The sequence below is a fragment of the Variovorax trehalosi genome (assembly GCF_051216415.1).
Lineage (GTDB): Bacteria > Pseudomonadota > Gammaproteobacteria > Burkholderiales > Burkholderiaceae_C > Variovorax.
The window spans coordinates 25,535-45,795 of record NZ_JBPJZG010000006.1 but is presented as its reverse complement, the minus strand read 5'-3'; the positions used below and the strand labels follow the sequence as shown (position 1 = coordinate 45,795).

The window sequence follows — 20,261 nt, the reverse complement described above, 5'->3', positions numbered from 1 at the left end:
TCATGCAGCCGCTAAGGTTCTAGGTGAAAACGAGACGGTGCGATTCGGCTCGCGCCGGCCGCACCGCGTTCACGGGCCCCAGACGCGCTCGGCCTGGTCGTCCGCCGTCACGCGCACCTGGCGCGAGAGGAACGACGGTGGCAGGCCGAAGGAACACTGGAAGGTGCGGCTCATGTGGGCCGCGCTGGCGAAGCCGCCGTCGAGCGCGATGTCGGCCAGCGGCCGGCCGCTGGCGAACTGCTGCACGGAACGGCGGACCTTGGCCCACAGCAGGTAGTTCTTGATCGACACACCTGTCTGCTCGCGAAACAGATGGGTCAGGCGATCGGGCGACAGGCAGGCCACCTCGGACAGCTCCTGCAGCGGCAGCGGGCCCGCATGCGACCGGGCGAGGCGCATCACGCTGTCGATGCGCGGATCGAGTCCGCCTCCGGACTCGGGGCGCTCGGGACGTTCGGTGATGGCTTCCACCATCCGCGCGCTGAGCGATTGCAGGTGATGCTCGGCCAGCGCCCCGCACTGCGCGGCCTCGAAGCTGTCACGCAGCCGGCCGAAGCATTGCGCATCGACCGGCACGATGCCCCGGTCGCCCATCCATTGCGACAGCGTGCGGTAGGCGCCCGACCCCGGATCGAGGTTGAGCGAGAGCAGCCCGCAGCCATCGACATACAGGCGCCGCTGCGCGCCAGCCGCGACCACTGCGGCCGTGCAGAGCGCACGCGTGCCGTCGGCGGCTTCCAGCCTGAACGGATGCCCGCTGACCGAGGCCAGCAGCGTGACCGACGAACGCGCCGTCAGGTCCGACTCGATGGCCGGCGTGACGTAGAGAAAACTGCTGTCCCAGAGATGCAGAAAGTTCTGTGCGGCCATGCGTACCCCGAAGAGATACCTCGTCTCCCAGCCGTCCGCGTTCTGGTCCCGTGCTAGCGGCGCTGTTCGAGCGCGGCTTTCACGAGCGACGGGTAAGGCGGCCGCGATTGTGCCGTCGCGGCGAAGCGATGACCAGCGATGTCGATGTCGTAGGAACCCTGCATCGCCTCGTCCCGCGTCAACGGCTCGGTGCTGCGCACATAGCCCATCACCACCATCCGCCCGAGCACCGCGCTCCAGGCGGTGGAGGTCAGCTCGCCCACGGCCTTGCCGTTGCGAAGGATCGGCTCGCCGCCCCAGGCGAAGGCCTGTTCGTCGTCCAGCGTGAACATCAGGAGCCGCTTGGAGAGCCGCTCCGGCGCGATCTTCGCGAGTGCTGCCTGGCCGATGAATGCGACCGGCTTGTCCAGCTGCACCGCGAACTCCAGGCCCGCTTCGAACGGGTTCTCGTCCGGCCCCAGTTCGAGGCCGAAGGCGCGGCGCCCGGCTTCGATGCGCAGGGCGTCGATCGTGTAGTAGCCGCCATCGCGCAGGCCCAGGTCGGCGCCCGCTTCGAACAGCGTGTCGTACACATGCACCGCCATTTCGGTGGGGATGTACAGCTCCCATCCGGGGCCGCCGACGTACGAGACCTTGGCCGCGAGCGCGCGCGCATGGCCGACGTCGATCTCGATCACGGCCGATTGCGGGAACGCTTCCTTGCCGAGATCCTGCGGCGTGACGCGCGACAACAGCTGCTGCGCCTTCGGGCCGGTCACGGTGAGCGTGCAGTAGCCCGAGGTCACGTCCGTCACCGTCACATGCTCGTTCGGCTGCAGGTGGCGCTTGATGTGGCCGATGTCGCGGTACGGCTGCGCGGAGCCGGTGATGATGAGGAAGCAGTCGGCATCCAGCCGCATCACCGTGAGGTCGCTCTCGAAGCCGCCGCGCTCGTTGAGCAAGGCGGTGTAGACCATGCTGCCCGGCCGTATCGCCACGTCGTTGGCGCACAGGCGCTGCAGCAGCAGCTCGGCGTCGCGGCCCTGCACCATCAGCTTGCCGAACGAGGTCTGGTCGAAGACGACCACATCCTGCCGCACGGCCATCTGTTCGGCGATGCAGGCATCGAGCCAGTCGGGGCGGCCGAAGCCGTAGCGCGCCTCCGCCTTCTGGCCCGGCAGCGCGAACCAGCTTGCGCGCTCCCAGCCCAGCTTGCTGCCGAACGCAGCGCCCTTGGCCTTGAGCTTGTCGTATAGCGGCGAGCGGCGCAGCGGCCGTCCTGACTCCAGCTCGTGGCGCGGCCAGCGCATCGCGTAGTGCAGCCCGAGCGCTTCGACCGTGCGCTCCTTGAGCCAGCGCTTGTTGCCGTTGAAGGGCGCGAAGCGGCGGATGTCCACATCGAGCAGGTCGGCTGGCGCGGCGCCACCGACGATCCATTCGGCGATCAGCTTGCCCGCGCCGCCCGCGTTCGCGATGCCGGCCGAGTTGAAGCCCGCGGCCACGAAATAGCCGCGCACTTCGGGCGCTTCGCCGAGGATGAAGTTGCCGTCCGGCGTGAAGCTCTCGGGGCCGTTCAGGAACAGCTTGATCTCGGTGGTCTCCAGCGCGGGCGTGCGGTGCACCGCCTCGTCCAGGAGGATCTGGAACTGATCCATGTCGTCCGGCAGCAGCTGGAACTCGAACTTGGGCGGAATGCCGTCCATGCCCCAGGGCTTGGCCACGGGCTCGAAGCCGCCCATCACGAGGCCGCCGACTTCTTCCTTGTAGTAGATGTAGCCGTCGGGGTCGCGCAGCACCGGCAGGTCGCGGTGCACGCCTTCGATCTCCTTGGTGACCAGGTAGAAGTGCTCGGCCGAATGCAGCGGGATGTTGACGCCCGACATCCTGCCCAACTCGCGCGCCCACTGGCCCGCGCAGTTGAGAAAGCTCTCGCAGCGCACCGTGCCCTGGTTGGTCTCCACGCCCACGATGCGGCCGTGCTCGATGAGCGTGCCGGTGATCTGTACGCCCTCGAAGACCTTCGCGCCGCGGTTGCGCGCGCCCTTGGCCAGCGACTGCGTGAGGTCGGTGGGGTTGGCCTTGCCGTCGCCGGGCAGCCAGACGGCGCCCACGAGGTCGTCGATGCGCATCAGCGGCCAGAGCTCCTTCGCTTCGGCGGGCGTGATGAACTCCGCCTCGATGCCGAAGCTGCGCGCGGTGGCGATGGTGCGCTTGAGCAGCGTCATGCGCTCGGGCGTGCGCGCCACGGTGATGCTGCCGCACTGCTTCCAGCCGGTGGCAAGACCGGTCTCGGCTTCGAGCGAGGCGTACAGGTCGATGCCGTAGCGGCTCATCTTCGTCATGCTGCGGTTCGCGCGCAGTTGGCCGACCAGCCCGGCGGCGTGCCAGGTCGTGCCGCAGGTGAGCTGGCCCTGCTCGAGCACGATCACGTCGGTGCAGCCGAGTTGGGTGAGGTGGTAGGCCGCGCTGCAGCCGGCGATGCCGCCGCCCGCGATGACGACCTGTGCATGGGAGGGGAGTGGCGTCGCCATGGTGTGTGGGCTTCCTGTCCGGTGGGAGTTGGTTACTTGAAGACCACCGTCTTGTTGCGGTGGACCAGGATCCGGTCTTCCAGGTGATGGCGCACGCTGCGCGACAACACGCTCTTCTCGATGTCCTTGCCCAGGCGCACCATTTCCTCGATCGAGTTGCCGTGGTCGATGTCGATCACGCCCTGCTCGATGATCGGACCGGCGTCGAGCTCGGCGGTCACGTAGTGGCTGGTGGCGCCGGTCATCTTCACGCCGCGCTCGAAGGCCTGGTGGTACGGCTTGCCGCCGACGAAGGCCGGCAGGAAGCTGTGGTGGATGTTGATGATGCGGTTGCGAAGGCGCTCGGTCATCGCGTCCGTCAGCACCTGCATGTAGCGTGCGAGCACCATGAAGTCGCCGCTGAATTCGCGGAACAGGCGCTCCACTTCGGCGTAGGCCTGCTCCTTGGTCTCGGGCGTCACCGGCACGTGGAAGTAGGGAATGCCGTGCCACTCGACGAAGGAGCGCAGGTCGTTGTGATTGGAGATCACGCAGGGAATCTCGCAGTGCAGGTCCTTGTTGCGCCAGCGGTGCAAGAGGTCGTTCAGGCAGTGGTCCAGCTTGCTCACCAGCACCACCATGCGCTTCTTCACCGAACTGTCGGAGATGCCCCATTCCATCTCGAACTGCCTGGCGACAGGGGTGAAGCGCTCGCGGAATTCGTCGAGGTAGAAGGGCAGCGTGTCGGCCTGGATCTCCACGCGCATGTAGAAGCGGTTGTGCAGCGCATCGCCGTGCTGGGCCGCCTGCGAGATCAGGCCGCCGTGGCTGGCGATGAAGCTGCCCACGGCCGCCACGATGCCGGTGCGGTCCGGACAGGTCAGCGTGAGGATGTAGCGGCGAGGCGTGGTTTCGCTCATGCAGCAACGGGCGCGCTGACCTGCCGGATGTTCATCGCCTTGAGCGTGTCGGCAATGGCCGCCACCGCGCCCGGAATGCCAGCCTCGCCGAAGTGCCCCATGCAGCCGACGCGGAAGGTTTCCACCTGCGTGAGCTTGCCGGGGTAGAGGATGTAGCCGCGCTTCTTGACCTCCTGGTAGAAGGTCTTGAAGTCGTAGTTGGCGTCGTCGGGCGCGTGGAAGGTGATGATGATCGGCGCCTGGATCGCAGGGTCGAGGAAGCTCCTGAAACCCAGCGCGGCCAGCCCATCGATGAGCCCCTTGCAGTTGCGCGCATAGCGCGCGCCGCGCGCGGCGAGGCCGCCTTCCTCGATGTATTGCGCAATGGCGGTGTCCAGCGCGGCCACCACGTGCGTGGGTGGTGTGAAGCGCCATTGCGTGGTCTTCTCCATGTAGACCCACTGGTCGTACAGGTCCATGCTCAGCGAATGGCAGTTGCCTTCGCATTTTTCGAGCGTGCTGCGCTTGATGACGACGAAGCCCATGCCGGGCACGCCTTCGAGGCACTTGCCCGAGGCGGCGACCACTGCATCGAAGGGCGTCTTGCGCGCATCGATCTCGAGTGCGCCGAAGGAACTCATCGCATCGATGATCAAACCGCGGCCGTGCTTTGCCACGACCAGCGCGATCTCGTGCAGCGGGTTGAGCACGCCGGCGCCGGTTTCGCAATGCACGACGGCCACGTGGGTGATGCTGGGGTCGGCTGCGAGCGCGCGGTCGACGTCGGCCGGCGAGACCTGCTTTTCCTCGGTGTAGTCGATGGTGGTCAGCTTGCGGCCGAGCACCTTGCAGATCTTGGCCAGGCGCTGGCAGTACGCGCCGTTGCTCGGCACCAGCACATGGCCGTTGCGCGGCACGAGGGTGCCGATGGCCGCTTCCACCGAGAAGGTGCCGCTGCCCTGCAGCGGCACGCACTCGTGCGTGCCCGTGCCGTGCACGATGTTCAGCACCTCCTTGCGGATGCGCGCGGTGATCTGGTTGAAGTCGGAGTCCCACGATCCCCAGTCGCGCAGCATCGCCTGGCGTGTGCGGTCCGAGGTGGTCAGGGGGCCGGGTGTGAGCAGGATGGGGTGGGAGGCTTGACTCATGATGTCTCCAGGCGGGGAAGGGGATGAGGAAAGAGGAAGGGGGCCTGCGTCAGCCGCGGCCGAGGTTGCGCCAGGCCTGCGTGCGTGCAAGCAGCACGCGCGTGAGCAGCGAATAGGCGATGCTCACCAGCGTCGAGGTGACCACGATCAGGCTCGCGAGCGCCGCGGCCGGGCCGATGTCGCCGGCATCGTCCAGATGCATGATCGCGACCGAGGCGAGGATGGTCTCGGGCGTGTAGAGAAAGATGGCGCACGACAGGCTGGCCATCGACACCACGAAGAAATAGCGCCCGATATCGAGGATGGCCGGCAGGCACACCGGCACCGTCACCCGCAGGAAGGTCTTGAAGAACGGCACCTTGAGCGAGGCCGAGACGGCCTCGAACTCGTTGTCGATCTGCTTGAGCGCCGTCACCGCCGTGAGGTGGCTCGAGGTGTAGTAGTGCACCACCATCGAGATGATCAGGATCGCCATCGTCTGGTACAAAAAGTTCAGCGGGTTGGCCGGGTGGTTGAAGAACATCACGTAGCCCAGACCCAGCACCAGGCCCGGCACCGCCATCGACAGCACCGCCATCAGGTGCATGCCCTTGCGCATGAGGCCGAGGTTGCGCGTCTTCTCGATCAGGTAGGCGCCCACGAAGACGATCAGCGAACCGGCCACCGCGGTGACCATGGCCACCAGCAGGCTGTTGCCGTAGGCCGCCGCCATGTCGCTCTCGACCAGCACGAAGTGGTAGTGCTTGAGCGTGAGCGAGAGGTCGTAGGGCCAGAGCGAAATCAGCGAGGTGTAGATCGCCATGCCGATGGTGGCCAGCAGCAGGCCGCACACGACAGTGCAGAAGAGCGTGAGCAGCGTGTCGGCCACCTTGCGGCGCTTGGGGCTGTAAGGCACCGAGCGCGCGGTGAGCTGCGCCTTCAGCTTGCGCCGCACCACGTAGTCGATCACGAACGAGACGATCGAGGGCAGCAGCAGCAGCATGCCTACCACCGCGCCGATGGAGAAGTTGTGCTGCCCGACTACCTGCTTGAACACATCGACCGACAGCACGTTGAAGTTGCCGCCGATCACCTTGGGCGCGCCGAAGTCGCTCACCACATACGTGAAGACCACCGTGGCCGCGCTGATGAGGCCGTACTTGCACGAGGGCAGCGTGATCGTCATGAACTGGCGGAATGGCCGCGTGCGCAATGCGGTGGCCGCTTCGTACAACCGGCCGTCGGCCAGCGACAGCGCGGTGACCAGGATCATCAGCGCATGCGGAAAGGTGTTGTAGACCTCGGCCAGGATGATCCCTGGCGCGCCGTAGATCGACATGCCGCCCAGCAGGAACTTGAGTGCACCCTGGTTGCCGAACCACTGCACGAACGAGATGGCCGACAGCAGCGAGGGCGCGAGCAGCGGGATCAGTGCGATGAGCCGGAACACCGCCTTCAGCGGCGCCGGCATGCGGCTGCGCGTGAGCGCGTAGGCGAAGACGAAGGCCGTGGGTACCGAGATCGCCACCACCGCCGCCGAGACCCAGACCGAGTTCCACGCCGCGCGCAGCAGGCTCGGCGTCTGGAAGTAGGTGATGAAGTGGGCGAGGCCCACGAAGCGGCCGTCCTTGTCCTGCACCGCGTGCGCGAGGATGGTGAAGAGCGGCGCAACGAGAAACATGAACAGCATCGCCATCACCACGAACAGGATGACGCGCGCGATCGTCTCGTCGCGGCTCCAGCGCATGCCGGGCCGCGCGGCGAACGAGGCCTTCACGGCGGAAGGGTGGGCCAGCGTGTTCATGGCTTGGGCGTGCGCGCGGCCGAGAAAGCGCGGATGCGGTTGGCGCGCAACGCGATGTCGATGGTGTTGCCCTCGCGGATGTCCAGGTCGTGCAGCTGGTTGAGCGAGAAGTGCAGGCCCAGCACCTGTCCGTGCAGCGCATCGGCCGTGACTTCGGCGATGCAGAGGCCGCCGAGGAATTCGACCTTGGTGACCTTGGCTTGCAGCCGGTTGGGCGTGTCGTCACCCAGGTGCTCGACCGCGCGGTCTTCGGGCCGCAGGTAGAGGTTGACGGCCTCGCCGGGTTCGAAGGCGCCGTCGCAGGCATCGCACTCGAGTTCCATGTCGCCGACCTGGAAGCGGTGGTTGCCCAGCGCCACCGAACGCAGCACGTTCACCTTGCCCACGAAGTCCGCCACGAAGGGCGTGGCCGGCTGTTCGTAGACCTCCATGGGCGTGCCGACCTGCTCGATCACGCCGTGGTTCATGACCACGATGCGGTCGGCCATCGACAGTGCCTCTTCCTGGTCGTGCGTGACCATGATGGTCGTGATGCCGACCTGCTTTTGGAGCCGGCGGATCTCGCCGCGCAGGCGGATGCGTTCCAGCGCGTCGAGCGCAGACAGGGGCTCGTCGAGCAGCAGGAGGCCGGGGCGGGTGGCGAGCGCGCGGGCCAAGGCCACGCGCTGCTGCTGGCCGCCGGAGAGCTGGCTCGGGTACTTGCTGCCCGAGGTCGGCAGGCCGACGAGCTTCAAGAGTTCTTCGACGCGCGCCTTGATCTCGCCTTTCCGGGCGCGGCTGTTGACCAGGCCGTAGCCGATGTTCTCGGCGATCGACAGGTTGGGAAAGAGCGCGTACGACTGGAACACGATGCCGTAGTCGCGCTTGTCCGGCGACAGCCACGAGACGTCCTTGCCGTTCTGCAGGATCTGCCCGGACGTCTGCGTTTCGAGTCCCGCGATGATCCGCAGCAGCGTGGTCTTGCCGCAGCCCGAGGGGCCGAGAAAGCACAGCATCTCGCCCGGGTTCACGCGCAGGTGCACGTCGCGCAGCGCGCTGAAGGTCTCGAAGTCCTTGCGCACGCCGATGATCTCCAGCGCTGCGGGGGCGCTCGTCGGCAGCGGGCTGGCAATGAACTTGGTGTCGGTCATATCCATTTTTCGCACTCGTCGTTGGCGGGTGTCACCCACTGGGGGCACCCGCGGATTGAAAGTCGGGAATGCCGCGGGGCCTACTTGGGTTCGGCCTTGCCTTCGTAGCGCTTGCTCCATTCGGCCAGGATGCGTTCGCGGTTCTTTGCCGCCCAATTGATGTCGTTCTTGGCGAGCAGCTTTTCGTAGTTCTCGGGAATGCCTTCGAGCTTCGACACGACACCGGGGTAGGCCACGACGGCCCACCAGCGCGCGCTGATCTGGTTGGCTTCCTTGCTGGCCATCCAGTCGGCGAAGCGCTTGCCTTGCTCCAGCTTCGTGCTGGTCTTCATGAGGCTGGTGGCCTCGATGTCCCAGCCCAGGCCCTCCTTCGGAAAGATCAGGTCGACCGGCGCGCCCGACTTCTTGACCTGGTGCGCGCGGAACTCGAACGAGATGCCGATCGGGAACTCGCCCGCACCCGCCTGCTTGCAGGGCTTGGAGCCCGAGTGCACGTACTGCGCGATGTTCTGGTGCAGCGCATCCATGTACTTCCAGCCCTCGGCATCGCCCATGTTCTGCAGCCAGGAGGACACGTCGAGGTAGCCGGTGCCGCTGGAGGCCGGGTGCGGCATCGAGATGGTGCCCTTGTAGACGGGCTTGGCCAGGTCCTTCCAGGTCTCGGGCTTGGGCAGGCCGAGCTTCTGCGCTTCGACGCGGTTGAAGCAGATGGTCGCGGCCCACACGTCCATGCCGACCCAGGCGGGTGGGCGGGCGGTGTCGGAGTAGGCGGGGTTCAGGTCCTTGAAGCCCTTGGGCTCGTACGGAAGGAGCATGCCCTCCTGCTGCAGCAGCGCGAGGCTGCTGGCGGCCAGGCCCGCCACGACGTCGGCCTGCGGGTTGGCCTTTTCGGCGAGCAGCTTGGCGGTGACGATGCCGGTGGAGTCGCGCACCCACTTCACTTCGATGTCGGGATTGGCTTTCTCGAAGGCGTCCTTGTAGAGCTTCATGGCGTCGGTCTCCAGCGCCGTATAGACAAGAAGCGGGGTCTTCTGCGCCCACGCCGCGCCGGCCATGAGGCCGAAGGCCGCGACACACAGGGCGGCCGTGAGACGGCGCGTGCTTTGTTTCATCGTCATCTGTTTCTCCTGAGAGGGCTTGCTGTCACTGAAGGGGTGAGTGGCGGGCTCCGGCAATGGGCATGCCAAGGTCGGTGAACGCAATGTAGATTGACGATTGATGACTGTCAATAAAAGATTGTTGACAGTTTTCAATTCTTCGGGAAAATACGCCCCATGGTCACCAGCAATCACTCCGCCGCCCTCGCGTTTCTTCAATCCAGCTCCCTGCCGATGCTGATGCAGGAAGAAATCGAGCGTTTGATCATGACCGGCGAGCTCCCCGTGGGCAGCCGCATCAACGAGAGCGAGCTCTCGCAGCGCTTCAACACCAGCCGCGGTCCGATTCGCGAGGCGCTGCGCGCACTCGAAGAAGCCGGCCTCGTGCGCAACGAAAAGAACCGCGGCGTCTTCGTGCGCGAAATCGCCTTCGAGGAAGCCGACGAGATCTACGAACTGCGCGAGGCGCTGGAAGAAATCATCGGCCGCCGCGTGGCAGTCGCCATCGCGCCCGACGCGATCGAGCGCCTGCGTGCCATGGTCGATGCGATGCGCTCGGCCGCCCAGGCACAGGACGTGGAGCAGTACGCACAGCTCAACCTGCAGTTCCACGAGATCCTGCTCGACACCGCCGGCAGCAAGAAGCTCACCGAGACCTACAAACGCCTGGTGAAGGAGCTGCACCTCTTCAGAATGCGCGCGCTCGACAGCGGCGGGGGCCTGCGCGTCTCGGCCGACGAGCACAGCCACATCGTGGAGGCGATTGCGAGCGGCAACCCCGAGACGGCGGGGCACGCGCTGCGCGAACACGTCGCGGGCAGCCGCTCGCGCATGCACAAGGCCTTCGGCCGCGCCGATTCCGACGCGACCGCGGCATCGAACAACCCACCCCAAAAGGAAGTCTGAAATGACCCAGGAGACACTCGAAGTCAATGCCAGGAGCTACCGCTGGATGGCGCGCCCCGTCGTGGTCGTGTGCGTGGACGGCAGCGAGCCGGCCTACCTCGATGCGGCCATTGCGGCCGGCGTCGCCCCGTACTTCGATCGGATGATCAAGTCGGGCGCCAACCTGCTGGGCGATTGCGTGGTGCCTTCGTTCACCAACCCGAACAACCTGTCGATCGTGACCGGCGTGCCGCCCGCGGTGCATGGCATCTGCGGCAACTACTTCTTCGACCGCGAGCTGGGCCAGGAAGTGATGATGAACGACCCCAAGTACCTGCGCGCCGGCACCGTGCTGGCCGCGTTCGCCGACGCGGGCGCCAAGGTCGCCGTGGTTACGGCCAAGGACAAGCTGCGCAAGCTCCTGGGCCATCGCATGAAGGGCATCTGCTTCTCGTCGGAGAAGTCGGACCAGGTGACGATGGAAGAAAACGGCATCGACGACGTGCTCGGCATGGTCGGCATGCCGGTGCCCTCGGTCTACAGCGCGGAGCTGTCGGAGTTCGTGTTCGCGTCGGGCGTGAAGCTGATGGAATCGCGCCGCCCCGACCTCATGTACCTCTCGACCACCGACTACGTGCAGCACAAGGCCGCGCCGGGCAGCCCCGCGGCCAACGCCTTCTACGCGATGATGGACGGCTACCTCGCGCAGCTCGACGCGCTGGGCGCCACCATCGTGGTCACCGCCGACCACGGCATGAACGACAAGCACGGCGCCGACGGTTCGCCCAACGTCATCTACCTGCAGGACGTGCTCGACGAGTGGTACGGCGCCGGCGTGGCCCGTGTGATCCTGCCGATCACCGACCCGTACGTGGTGCACCACGGTGCACTCGGCTCGTTCGCGACCGTGTACGCACCCGACGAGGCGCGCGTGCCGGGCTGGATCGACCGCCTCCAGCGCGTGGCGGGTATGGAGCTCGTGCTCTCGCGCAAGGACGCCGCGCAGCGCTTCGAGCTGCCGCCCGACCGCATCGGCGACATCGTGGTCGTGAGCGAGCGCAACACGGTGATCGGCACCGCGGCGAGCCGTCACGACCTGTCGGCGCTCGAAGTGCCGCTGCGCTCGCACGGTGGCGTGTCGGAGCAGCGCGTGCCGCTGATCTGCAATCGCCCGGTGACCGGCATTGCTGCCAACCGGCGCCTGCGCAACTTCGATGCGCTCGATATCGCGCTGAACCACGCCCAATAACGAACGAAACGCCTCCGGAGCATCCTCATGAGCCAAGCCATCCTGAAGCCAGGCACCATCCACCGCGAGGCCTTGCGCATCGCCGGTGAACGCGTCCACCGCGACCGCACGATCGAGGTCACCTACCCCTACACCGGCGAAGTGATCGCCACCGTGCCCAAGGCCACGCTCGACGACGTGCGCAATGCGTTGCGCATCGCACGCGACTACAAGCCCACGCTCACCCGCTACGAACGCTACAAGATCCTGATGCGTGCGGGCGAGATCATCGCCTCGCGCCTGGACGAGATGTCGCGCACCATCACGCTCGAGTCGGGCCTCTCGCGCAAGGACTCGCTGTACGAAGTGGGCCGCGCGTCCGACGTGCTGCTGTTCGCCGCCAACCAGGCGCTGGTGGACGACGGCCAGGTGTTCTCGTGCGACCTTACGCACCACGGCAAGAGCCGCAAGGTCTACACGATGCGCGAGCCCTTGCTGGGCGCCATCACCGCCATCACGCCGTTCAACCACCCGCTGAACCAGGTGATCCACAAGGTGGCGCCGGCCATTGCGACCAACAACCGCATCGTCCTGAAGCCCAGTGAGAAGACGCCGCTCACGGCCTTCCTCCTGGCCGACATCCTCTACGAAGCGGGCCTGCCGCCGCAGATGCTGTCGGTGCTCACCGGCGACCCGAAGGAGATTGCCGACGAACTGCTCACCAATGCCGACGTCGATCTCGTCACCTTCACCGGCGGCGTGCCCATCGGCAAGTACATCGCGGGCAAGGCCGTCTACAAGCGCCAGATCCTGGAGCTGGGCGGCAACGACCCGATCATCGTGATGGAAGACGCCGACGTCGAGGAAGCCGCCACGCTCGCCGCCAACGGCTCGTACAAGAACTCGGGCCAGCGCTGCACGGCAGTCAAGCGCATGCTGGTGCACGAGTCGGTGGCCGACCAGTTCGTCGAGCTGCTGGTCGCCAAGACCCGCGCGCTGAAGTACGGCGACCCGATGGACCCCGACACCGACATGGGCACCGTCATCGACGAAGCCGCAGCCAAGCAGTTCGAAGCGGTGGTCAACGAAGCGATTGCCGCCGGCGCGAAGCTGCGCTACGGTAACGAGCGCCGCGGCGCGCTCTATTCGCCGACGGTGCTCGACCACGTGGACCCGGAGATGACCGTCGCCAAGCACGAGACCTTCGGGCCCGTGTCGCCGGTGATCCGCTTCAAGAACATCGACGAGGCGATTCGCATCTCCAACGGCACGGCCTATGGCCTCTCGTCGGCGGTGTGCACCAATCGCCTCGACTACATCACGCGCTTCATTCGCGAGCTGAACGTGGGCAGCGTCAACGTGCGCGAAGTGCCGGGCTACCGGTTGGAGCTCACGCCCTTCGGCGGCATCAAGGACTCGGGCCTGGGCTACAAGGAAGGCGTGCTCGAGGCGATGAAGAGCTTCACCAACACCAAGACCTACTCGCTGCCCTGGTAAGCATCCATGAGCCTGAGCCTTTTAGACATCGTCGGCCTCTTCGAGACCAAGGGCCATGCGCAGTACGACGGCGAGCCCGTCACGCAACTGGAGCACGCCCTGCAGTCGGCGCACCTGGCCGAGCAGGAGGGCGCGGACAGCGCGCTGATCGCGGCCTCGCTGCTGCACGACCTGGGCCATCTGCTGCACGACTTCGGCGGCACGCCGACGCGGCAGGGGCTCGACGACCTGCATCAGTACCGCTGCCTGCCCTTCCTTCGCGCGCTGTTCGGCCCGGCCACGCTGGAACCGATCAGATTGCATGTGGACGCCAAGCGCTTCCTGTGCGCGCGCGAGCCCGGCTACCTGGAGGCGCTGTCGCCCGATTCGAAGCGCAGCCTGCAGTTGCAGGGCGGCGTGTTCGACTCGGCGCAGGCCAGTGCTTTCGAGGCGCTGCCGTATGCAATGGATGCGGTCCGGCTGCGGCGCTGGGACGACACGGCCAAGCTGGCCGACGCGAAGACGCCCGACCTCGCGCACTACGCGCGGCACTTGGCGATCGCCGCGAAGCCCGTTGCCACGGCGCAGCCGTGAGCGCCGCGCGAGCCTTCGCTATGCAGCGCCGGCAAGCCACGCCGGAAGACATCCCCTTCCTGCTCGACCTGCGGCAGCGAACGATGAACGGCCACCTCCTCGCTTCCGGAGGCGAAGTCAGCGATGCGCATCACATGGCGCGGCTGATGCATCGCTTCGAGTGCGCCGAGATCCTGCTGCATGAAGGTGCGCCGGTCGGCCTGCTCAAGGTGTCACGCGATCCGCACGAGTGGGCGGTCATCCAGATCCAGTTGGCGCCCGGCTACCAGGGCGGCGGCATCGGCACCGGCCTGCTGGCCGAGGTCGTCGACGAGGCCGCGCGCGCCGGCGTCGACCTCACGCTCAGCGTGCTGAAGGCGAATCCGGCGAAGGCGCTGTACGAGCGCTTCGGTTTTGTCGTCGAGCGCGAGTCCGAGTTTTCCTACGAAATGCGGCGCAAGCCCTGACAACCCCAGAGTCCTACATGCGCCCTTTCTGGATCGAACAGGCTCTTTTCAACGACGGCGACCTCGCGCCCGCGCTGCAGGGCGAACACAGCGCCGATGTCTGCATCGTCGGCGGCGGCTTCACCGGCTTGTGGACGGCCATTCAAGCCAAGCTGAAGGCGCCTGCGCTCGACATCGTCATTCTCGAGAGCGACCTCTGCGGCGCCGGTGCGAGCGGCCGCAACGGCGGATGTCTGCTCACCTGGTCGGCCAAGTTCCTCACGCTGCGCCGGCTGTTCGGCGAACACGAGGCGGTGCGCCTCGTGAAGGCGTCGGAGACCGCCGTGCAGCACATCGCGGACTTCTGCACGGCACACGGCATCGATGCCGAACTGCGGCAGGACGGCACGCTCTACACCGCGACCTCGCAGGCGCAAATCGGCACGCTCGATCCGATGATGCGGGCGCTGGAGGCGCGCGGTATCCACTCCTACCGCACCTTGCCGCCGGAAGAGGTCGTACGGCGCTCGGGTTCCGCGCGCAACCTGGCGGGCGTGTATTCGCCCATCGCCGCCACCGTGCATCCGGGCAAGCTGGTGCGAGGGCTGCGGCGCGTGGCGCTGGCCATGGGCATCCGAATTCACGAGCGCACGCCGATGCTGGACTTCAGCACCGACCATCCGGTGGTCGTGCGCACGCCCGCCGGCAGCGTGCGCGCGAAGAAGCTGGTGCTCGCGATGAATGCATGGATGGCCAGTGCCTTCCCGCAGTTCGAGCGAACCATCGCCATCGTGTCGAGCGACATGATCATCACCGAGCGGTGTCCCGAGTTGCTGCAGAAGATCGGCCTGACCGATGGCGTCTCGGTGCTCGACTCGCGCACCTTCGTCTATTACTACCGCAGCACGGTCGACGGCCGCATCATGCTGGGCAAGGGCGGCAACACCTTCGCCTGGGGCGGCCGCATGGCCAAGGTGTTCGACGAGCGCTCGCCGTATGAGGCCGAGCTCACGCAGGCCCTGCATTCCTTCTTTCCCGCGTTGAGCGAGACACCGATCACCGCGAGCTGGAACGGGCCGTCGGACCGGTCGGTGACCGGTTTTCCGTTCTTCGGAAAACTCGACGGCGCGCCGCATATCTACTACGGCTTCGGCTATTCGGGCAATGGCGTGGGGCCGACCTACATGGGTGGGCAGATCCTCTCGTCGCTGGTGCTCGACCAGGACAACGCGTGGACGCGCAGCCCCATCACGAACGGCCCCCTCGGCCACTTTCCGCCGGAGCCGATGCGCTATGCGGGCTCGATCGTCGTGCGCAACGCGATCCGCCGCAAGGAACTCGCAGAGGATAGGAACCGTCAGCCGTGGCTGGTGGACCGCATGCTCAGCAAACTGGCCAACGCCGCGGGCAAGGCCGACAAGGCCTGACCTGCGGCTGCCGCATCAGCGGTTCGACGGAAACGCGAACACTGCGCCCTCACGCACGCCGGCCGAGGGCCAGCGCTGCGTGATGGTCTTGCGCTTCGTATAGAAGCGCACCGCATCCGGGCCGTAGGCGTGCAGGTCGCCGAAGAGCGAGCGCTTCCAGCCGCCGAACGAGTGGTAGGCCACGGGCACCGGCAGAGGCACGTTGATGCCGACCATGCCGACCTGGATGTTGTCGCTGAACCAGCGCGCGGCCTCGCCGTCGCGGGTGAAGAGGCAGGTGCCGTTGCCGTACTCGTGGGCATCGATCATCGCCATGGCTTCGGCGAGCGTCTTTACGCGCACCACGCCCAGCACCGGGCCGAAGATCTCTTCCTGGTAGATGGTCATGCCGGGCTTCACGCCGTCGAATAGACACGGGCCGAGGTAGTAGCCGCCGTCGTGGCCTTCGACCTTCACGCCGCGGCCGTCGACCACGAGCCTGGCGCCCGCTTCCACGCCCGCATCGACGAAAGCCTTGACCTTCTCGAAATGCGGCTTGGTGACCAGCGGGCCCATGTCGTTGCCGTTGTCGTTGCCGGGGCCGACCTTCATCTTCGCGATCTCGGCCTTCAGGCCCGCGACGACCGCATCGCCCGTGTCGTCGCCGATGGCCACAACCAGCGGAATCGCCATACAGCGCTCGCCGCACGAGCCGTAGGCCGCACCCATCAGCGCGCTCACCGCGTTGCCGATGTCGGCGTCGGGCATGACGACCGCGAAGTTCTTCGCACCGCCCAGCGCCTGCACGCGCTTGCCGTGCGCGCAGCCGGTGGTGTAGATGTATTCGGCAATCGCGGTAGAGCCGACGAAGCTCACGGCCTTCACGCGCGGATCGGTCAGGAGCGTGTCGACCGCTTCCTTGTCTCCGTTGACCACATTCAGCACGCCCGGCGGGAGGCCCGCTTCGAGCGCGAGTTCGGCCACCAGCAAGGTGGAGGAGGGCGTGCGCTCCGAGGGCTTCAGCACGAAGGTGTTGCCGCAGGCCACGGCCATCGGCCACATCCACAGCGGCACCATCACCGGGAAGTTGAACGGCGTGATGCCGGCTGTGACGCCCATCGCCTGGAACTCGCTCCACGAGTCGATGGCCGGGCCGACGTTCTTGCTGTGCTCGCCCTTGAGCAGCTCGGGCGCGTAGCTGGCGTATTCGACGTTCTCGATGCCGCGCTGCAGTTCGCCGTGCGCGTCCGAGAGCACCTTGCCGTGCTCCGCCGTGATGAGCGCGGCGATGCGGTCGGCGTTGGCTTCGAGCAGCGTTTTGAGCTTGCTCATCACGCGGGCGCGCTTCAGGGGCGGCGTATTGCGCCATGCCGGGAAGGCCGCTTGCGCCGAGGCGATGGCTTGCTCGACCGTGAGCTTGTCGGCGAGCGCGACGCTCTTGTCCGAGAAGCCGGTGGCCGGGTCGAACACCGGCTGTACGCGGGTGCCGCCATCGACGCGCTTTCCGTCGATGAAGTGGCCGATGGTGGCGGTGACGTTCTTGTCGTGTTGCATGTCTTGAGGTCTCGAAAGTGGATCAGGCGGTTTCGGCGAGGGCATCGGCAAGCGCGTTGACGAGGCGGTCGATCTCGGCCTTCTCCGAGATGAAGGGCGGTGCGAGCTGGATCGTGTCGCCGCCGTAGCGCACGTAGAAGCCCTTCTTCCAGCAGTTCATCGCGATCTCGTACGGGCGGCGTGCGGGCTCGCCCGGCAGCGCGGCGATGGTCAGGCCGGCGGCGAGGCCGAAGTTGCGGATGTCGGTGACGTGCTTGCTGCCCTTGAGGCTGTGCACCGCGTTCTCGAAGTGCGGGGCCAGCGTCTGCACGCGGCCGATCATGTCTTCCTTCTGCAGCACGTCGAGTGCGGCGATGCCCGCGGCGCAGGCCACTGGGTGCGCGCCGTAGGTGTAGCCGTGCGGGAACTCGAGCATGTAGTCGGCACCGCCGGCCGCCATGAAGGTGTCGTAGATCTCCTTGCTCGCGACCACGGCGCCCATCGGCTGGGCGCCGTTGGTCACCTGCTTGGCGATGTTCATGATGTCGGGCGTCACGCCGAAGGCGTCCGCGCCAGTGAGTGCGCCACAGCGGCCGAAGCCGGTGATCACCTCGTCGAAGATCAGCAGGATGTTGTTCGCGGTGCAGATGTCGCGCAGGCGTTTCAGGTATCCCTTGGGCGGAATCACCACGCCGGCCGAGCCCGCGAAGGGCTCCACGATCACGGCCGCGATGTTCGAGGCGTCGTGCAGCGCGATCAGGTCGAGCAGGCGATCGGCCAGCTCGGCGCCGTTCTCGGACATGCCGCGTGTGAAGGCATTGCTCGCGAGTTGGGTGTGTGGCAGGTGGTCCGCTTCGACGCCCTGGCCGAACAGCTTGCGGTTGGCCGCGATGCCGCCTACGGAAATGCCGCCGTAGTTGACGCCGTGGTAGCCCTTCTCGCGACCGATCAGGCGCGTCTTGCTCGCCTGGCCCTTGGTGCGCCAGTAGGCGCGCGCCATCTTGAGCGAGGTGTCGGCGGCTTCGGAACCCGAGCCGGTGAAGAACACATAGTCCAGGCCCGCGGGCGTCAGGTCCTTGATCTTGTTGGCGAGTTCGAACGAGAGCGGGTGGCCGAACTGGAAGGCCGGCGAGTAGTCGAGCTTGGCGATCTGGCGGCTCACCGCCTCGGTGATCTCGGGGCGGCCGTGGCCGAGGCCCGAGCACCACAGGCCCGAGAGGCCGTCGAAGATCTTGCGGCCGTCGTTGTCGGTGAAGTAGGCGCCCTTGGCCTCCACGATGATCCGCGGATCGGCCTTGAAGTTGCGGTTGCCGGTGTAGGGCATCCAGTGCGCTTCGAGCCAGGCGGCGTCGGTGCGCGCGGTGGGCGTCGGTTCGATGGCGGGCGTTGCGAGGGTCATGGCGCTTCCCGCGCTCAGGCGGGCTCCGGGGTGATGGGATATGCCCGATTGTTCGCAGAGCCTTCAGTGTGGAGAATGGCGCAATATCAATGTTCACTTGACGATTCATGCAAGTAAAGGCTGAAGCCCAAAACAGTGCTCAAGGCACCCGCAATCGCGCCGTTCTGGGGCAGCTCAGCGACATGGACCTGCGCCTGCTCAAGGTGTTCAAGAGCGTGGTCGACTGCGGCGGCATGGCGGCCGCCGAGCTGGAGCTGAACATCGGCACCTCGACCGTGAGCCGGCATGTGAAGGACCTGGAGACGCGGCTCGGGCTGGTGCTGTGCAGGCGCGGCCGGGCGGGCTTCGCGCTCACGGCCGAGGGGCAGCGGGTGTATGACGAGACGCTGCGGCTGCTCGCCTCGGTCGACGCCTTCCGCGGCGGCATCGACGACATCCACAACCGCATGGGCGGGCAGCTGGAGGTGGCGCTGTTCGACAAGACGGCGACCAACCCGAAGGCACGTATCGGCGAGGCCATCGCGCGCTTCACGGAGATCGCGCCGGAGGTGAACCTCGCGGTACATGTGGGCTCGATCAACGCGATCGAGCAGGGCGTGCTGGAGGGCAACTTCCAGATAGGCATCATCCCCGCGCACCGCAGCTCGAAGAGCCTCGTGTATGCGGATCTGTTCGACGAGACGATGCTGCTTTACTGCGGCAAGGGGCATCCGCTCTTCGACAGCCCGCACGCAAAGCTCACGTGGTCGAAGCTCGGTGAGCACCATTTCGCGGGCCTCGGCTATCACTCGCCGAACATGGAACTGAGCCACCGCGCGAGGCTGTCCCGCAAGGCGACAGGCTTCGACCAGGAGGCGATTGCGACGCTGATTCTTTCGGGGCGCTTCCTGGGGTTTTTGCCCGATCACTATGCGCAGGTGTTCGAGCAGCGCGGGCTCATGAAGGCGGTGCTGCCGGCGCGGTTCAACTATGCGTGCCGGTTCGTGAGCCTGCTGCGGCGCTCGCCGAAGCCGTCACGGGCGGTGCTGGCGTTCCAGGAGTGCCTGGAGAAGGCGCACGCGCCTTAGCGCTGCCCACTCGGTAGCAGCAAATGCTTGGCGCCGATGTGCGCTTCCATCTCGTGCATGTGCGCTTCCGCATCGACCATGTGCTCGGCCATCAGCCGGCGCACTTCTTCCGCATCTTCCTTGCGGTAGGCCGCGAGCAACTGCGTGTGGTAATCGACGTTGGCCTCGCCGAAGTGGTGATGGTCCAGCGCCTTCTTGTAGACCACGAGGTCGCGCAGCAGGTCGTTGAGAAAGCGGCACATGAAGGAGAGCACCGGGTTGGGGCAGGCTTCGGCCAACATGGTGTGGAACGCCAACTCGGCCTCGCGCTGCTTGCGCAGGTCGTCTTCGTTGGTGGGCTCGATGGTGCAGAGGCGCACGTTTTCTTCCAGCCGGTCGAACTGTTCGGGCGTCAACCGGCCGACCACGCTCACCGCCAGCTCGGGCTCCAGGGCCTTGCGCAACTGGTAGATGTGATGCCCATCCAGATGGTGGAAGTGCAGGAAGTTGCGCAGTGGCTCCGAGGCGTGGTCCACCGACACCTGCTGCAGGTACGCGCCGCCGCCCGGGCCGGTGCGAATCGAGATGAGGCCGCGCACTTCCAGCGCCTTCAACGCCTCGCGCACCGTGCTCTTCGAATAGCCGAAGAGCTCGATCAGTTCTTTCTCGTTCGGTAGCCGGTCGCCAGGTTGCTTCTTCTCGGCAACGATCCATCGCTTGACGTCTTCGACGATGACGTCCGAGAGCTTCTGCCGCTTGGGGCGGTTTTCTCCCACTTTCATTGAAACGCTCCATGCGGCAACCACGGTGCCCTGGGGTTCATTTCACGATCGGATGGAGACGAATTCATGCG

At 66.3% G+C, this 20,261-nt stretch carries 17 protein-coding genes; 7 read left to right on the top strand and 10 right to left on the bottom strand.

Features of this window, described 5'->3' with window-relative positions; translation table 11 throughout:
* Positions 1 to 69: 69 nt before the first annotated feature.
* The 7 genes from ACSFA7_RS22155 to ACSFA7_RS22125 all read right to left on the bottom strand — a co-directional run bounded on the left by ACSFA7_RS22155 (position 70) and on the right by ACSFA7_RS22125 (position 9,437).
* Entirely contained in the window at positions 70 to 870 is an 801-nt protein-coding gene (locus ACSFA7_RS22155) for a helix-turn-helix domain-containing protein (protein WP_435501359.1), read from the bottom strand.
* A 53-nt stretch (positions 871 to 923) separates the two neighbouring features.
* Positions 924 to 3,380 carry a GcvT family protein gene (locus ACSFA7_RS22150; RefSeq protein ID WP_435501358.1) on the bottom strand — a complete coding sequence of 819 codons (2,457 nt, stop codon included), beginning with the start codon at positions 3,378 to 3,380 and terminating at the stop codon, positions 924 to 926.
* Positions 3,381 to 3,412: 32 nt separating this feature from the next.
* Complete coding sequence (gene purU / locus ACSFA7_RS22145) at positions 3,413 to 4,279, bottom strand: formyltetrahydrofolate deformylase (RefSeq protein WP_435501357.1); 867 nt, start codon at positions 4,277 to 4,279, stop codon at positions 3,413 to 3,415.
* On the bottom strand, positions 4,276 to 5,406 hold the full coding sequence (locus ACSFA7_RS22140; RefSeq protein WP_435501356.1) for a 2-aminoethylphosphonate--pyruvate transaminase: 1,131 nt from the start codon (positions 5,404 to 5,406) through the stop codon (positions 4,276 to 4,278). The genes purU and ACSFA7_RS22140 overlap by 4 nt, the downstream gene beginning before the upstream one ends.
* 49 nt (positions 5,407 to 5,455) lie before the next feature.
* Positions 5,456 to 7,189, bottom strand: coding sequence for a putative 2-aminoethylphosphonate ABC transporter permease subunit (locus ACSFA7_RS22135; protein ID WP_435501355.1), 1,734 nt, complete (start codon positions 7,187 to 7,189; stop codon positions 5,456 to 5,458).
* Complete coding sequence (locus tag ACSFA7_RS22130; protein WP_435501354.1) at positions 7,186 to 8,325, bottom strand: putative 2-aminoethylphosphonate ABC transporter ATP-binding protein; 1,140 nt, start codon at positions 8,323 to 8,325, stop codon at positions 7,186 to 7,188. The genes ACSFA7_RS22135 and ACSFA7_RS22130 overlap by 4 nt, the downstream gene beginning before the upstream one ends.
* 74 nt (positions 8,326 to 8,399) lie before the next feature.
* Positions 8,400 to 9,437 carry a putative 2-aminoethylphosphonate ABC transporter substrate-binding protein gene (locus ACSFA7_RS22125; protein WP_435501353.1) on the bottom strand — a complete coding sequence of 346 codons (1,038 nt, stop codon included), beginning with the start codon at positions 9,435 to 9,437 and terminating at the stop codon, positions 8,400 to 8,402.
* A gap of 156 nt (positions 9,438 to 9,593) precedes the next feature.
* Here ACSFA7_RS22125 and ACSFA7_RS22120 point away from each other — a divergent pair, with 156 nt between their 5' ends.
* From ACSFA7_RS22120 to ACSFA7_RS22095, 6 genes are read left to right on the top strand one after another with little or no spacing between them, the layout of a single operon-like run.
* On the top strand, positions 9,594 to 10,322 hold the full coding sequence (locus ACSFA7_RS22120) for a phosphonate utilization associated transcriptional regulator (protein WP_435501352.1): 729 nt from the start codon (positions 9,594 to 9,596) through the stop codon (positions 10,320 to 10,322).
* A gap of 1 nt (position 10,323) precedes the next feature.
* Positions 10,324 to 11,550 (top strand): phosphonoacetate hydrolase, encoded by a 1,227-nt coding sequence (gene phnA / locus ACSFA7_RS22115; RefSeq protein ID WP_435501351.1) that lies wholly within the window; start codon positions 10,324 to 10,326, stop codon positions 11,548 to 11,550.
* 27 nt (positions 11,551 to 11,577) lie between these two features.
* The gene (gene phnY, locus ACSFA7_RS22110; RefSeq protein ID WP_435501350.1) at positions 11,578 to 13,026 is read left to right on the top strand and encodes a phosphonoacetaldehyde dehydrogenase; all 1,449 of its coding nucleotides are present in this window, start codon (positions 11,578 to 11,580) and stop codon (positions 13,024 to 13,026) included.
* A gap of 6 nt (positions 13,027 to 13,032) precedes the next feature.
* Positions 13,033 to 13,599, top strand: coding sequence for a phosphonate degradation HD-domain oxygenase (locus tag ACSFA7_RS22105; RefSeq protein ID WP_435501349.1), 567 nt, complete (start codon positions 13,033 to 13,035; stop codon positions 13,597 to 13,599).
* Positions 13,596 to 14,045, top strand: a complete 450-nt coding sequence (locus tag ACSFA7_RS22100; RefSeq protein WP_435501348.1) for a GNAT family N-acetyltransferase — start codon at positions 13,596 to 13,598, stop codon at positions 14,043 to 14,045. The genes ACSFA7_RS22105 and ACSFA7_RS22100 overlap by 4 nt, the downstream gene beginning before the upstream one ends.
* A gap of 17 nt (positions 14,046 to 14,062) precedes the next feature.
* Positions 14,063 to 15,451, top strand: coding sequence for an FAD-dependent oxidoreductase (locus tag ACSFA7_RS22095; RefSeq protein ID WP_435501347.1), 1,389 nt, complete (start codon positions 14,063 to 14,065; stop codon positions 15,449 to 15,451).
* A 15-nt stretch (positions 15,452 to 15,466) separates the two neighbouring features.
* On the opposite strand, the gene ACSFA7_RS22090 is transcribed toward ACSFA7_RS22095, so the two are convergent.
* A complete protein-coding gene (locus ACSFA7_RS22090) occupies positions 15,467 to 16,984 on the bottom strand; it encodes a CoA-acylating methylmalonate-semialdehyde dehydrogenase (protein WP_435501346.1) in 1,518 nt (505 codons plus the stop codon).
* Between the two features lie 22 nt (positions 16,985 to 17,006).
* On the bottom strand, positions 17,007 to 18,362 hold the full coding sequence (aptA, locus tag ACSFA7_RS22085) for an omega-aminotransferase AptA (protein ID WP_435501345.1): 1,356 nt from the start codon (positions 18,360 to 18,362) through the stop codon (positions 17,007 to 17,009).
* 107 nt (positions 18,363 to 18,469) lie between these two features.
* On the opposite strand from aptA, the gene ACSFA7_RS22080 reads away from it, so the two are divergent.
* A complete protein-coding gene (locus ACSFA7_RS22080) occupies positions 18,470 to 19,429 on the top strand; it encodes a LysR family transcriptional regulator (RefSeq protein WP_206177977.1) in 960 nt (319 codons plus the stop codon).
* On the opposite strand, the gene ACSFA7_RS22075 is transcribed toward ACSFA7_RS22080, so the two are convergent.
* Positions 19,426 to 20,190, bottom strand: a complete 765-nt coding sequence (locus ACSFA7_RS22075) for a FadR/GntR family transcriptional regulator (protein ID WP_435501344.1) — start codon at positions 20,188 to 20,190, stop codon at positions 19,426 to 19,428. The genes ACSFA7_RS22080 and ACSFA7_RS22075 overlap by 4 nt on opposite strands.
* Between the last annotated feature and the right edge of the window lie 71 nt (positions 20,191 to 20,261).

Excerpts from the sequence above, each read along its gene's own strand:
- ACSFA7_RS22155 (WP_435501359.1), bottom strand. The coding sequence starts at position 870 with ATGGCCGCACAGAACTTTCTGCATCTCTGGGACAGCAGTTTTCTCTAC.
- ACSFA7_RS22150 (WP_435501358.1), bottom strand. The coding sequence starts at position 3,380 with ATGGCGACGCCACTCCCCTCCCATGCACAGGTCGTCATCGCGGGCGGC.
- purU (WP_435501357.1), bottom strand. The coding sequence starts at position 4,279 with ATGAGCGAAACCACGCCTCGCCGCTACATCCTCACGCTGACCTGTCCG.
- ACSFA7_RS22140 (WP_435501356.1), bottom strand. The coding sequence starts at position 5,406 with ATGAGTCAAGCCTCCCACCCCATCCTGCTCACACCCGGCCCCCTGACC.
- ACSFA7_RS22135 (WP_435501355.1), bottom strand. The coding sequence starts at position 7,189 with ATGAACACGCTGGCCCACCCTTCCGCCGTGAAGGCCTCGTTCGCCGCG.
- ACSFA7_RS22130 (WP_435501354.1), bottom strand. The coding sequence starts at position 8,325 with ATGGATATGACCGACACCAAGTTCATTGCCAGCCCGCTGCCGACGAGC.
- ACSFA7_RS22125 (WP_435501353.1), bottom strand. The coding sequence starts at position 9,437 with ATGACGATGAAACAAAGCACGCGCCGTCTCACGGCCGCCCTGTGTGTC.
- ACSFA7_RS22120 (WP_435501352.1), top strand. The coding sequence starts at position 9,594 with ATGGTCACCAGCAATCACTCCGCCGCCCTCGCGTTTCTTCAATCCAGC.
- phnA (WP_435501351.1), top strand. The coding sequence starts at position 10,324 with ATGACCCAGGAGACACTCGAAGTCAATGCCAGGAGCTACCGCTGGATG.
- phnY (WP_435501350.1), top strand. The coding sequence starts at position 11,578 with ATGAGCCAAGCCATCCTGAAGCCAGGCACCATCCACCGCGAGGCCTTG.
- ACSFA7_RS22105 (WP_435501349.1), top strand. The coding sequence starts at position 13,033 with ATGAGCCTGAGCCTTTTAGACATCGTCGGCCTCTTCGAGACCAAGGGC.
- ACSFA7_RS22095 (WP_435501347.1), top strand. The coding sequence starts at position 14,063 with ATGCGCCCTTTCTGGATCGAACAGGCTCTTTTCAACGACGGCGACCTC.
- ACSFA7_RS22090 (WP_435501346.1), bottom strand. The coding sequence starts at position 16,984 with ATGCAACACGACAAGAACGTCACCGCCACCATCGGCCACTTCATCGAC.
- aptA (WP_435501345.1), bottom strand. The coding sequence starts at position 18,362 with ATGACCCTCGCAACGCCCGCCATCGAACCGACGCCCACCGCGCGCACC.
- ACSFA7_RS22080 (WP_206177977.1), top strand. The coding sequence starts at position 18,470 with ATGCAAGTAAAGGCTGAAGCCCAAAACAGTGCTCAAGGCACCCGCAAT.
- ACSFA7_RS22075 (WP_435501344.1), bottom strand. The coding sequence starts at position 20,190 with ATGAAAGTGGGAGAAAACCGCCCCAAGCGGCAGAAGCTCTCGGACGTC.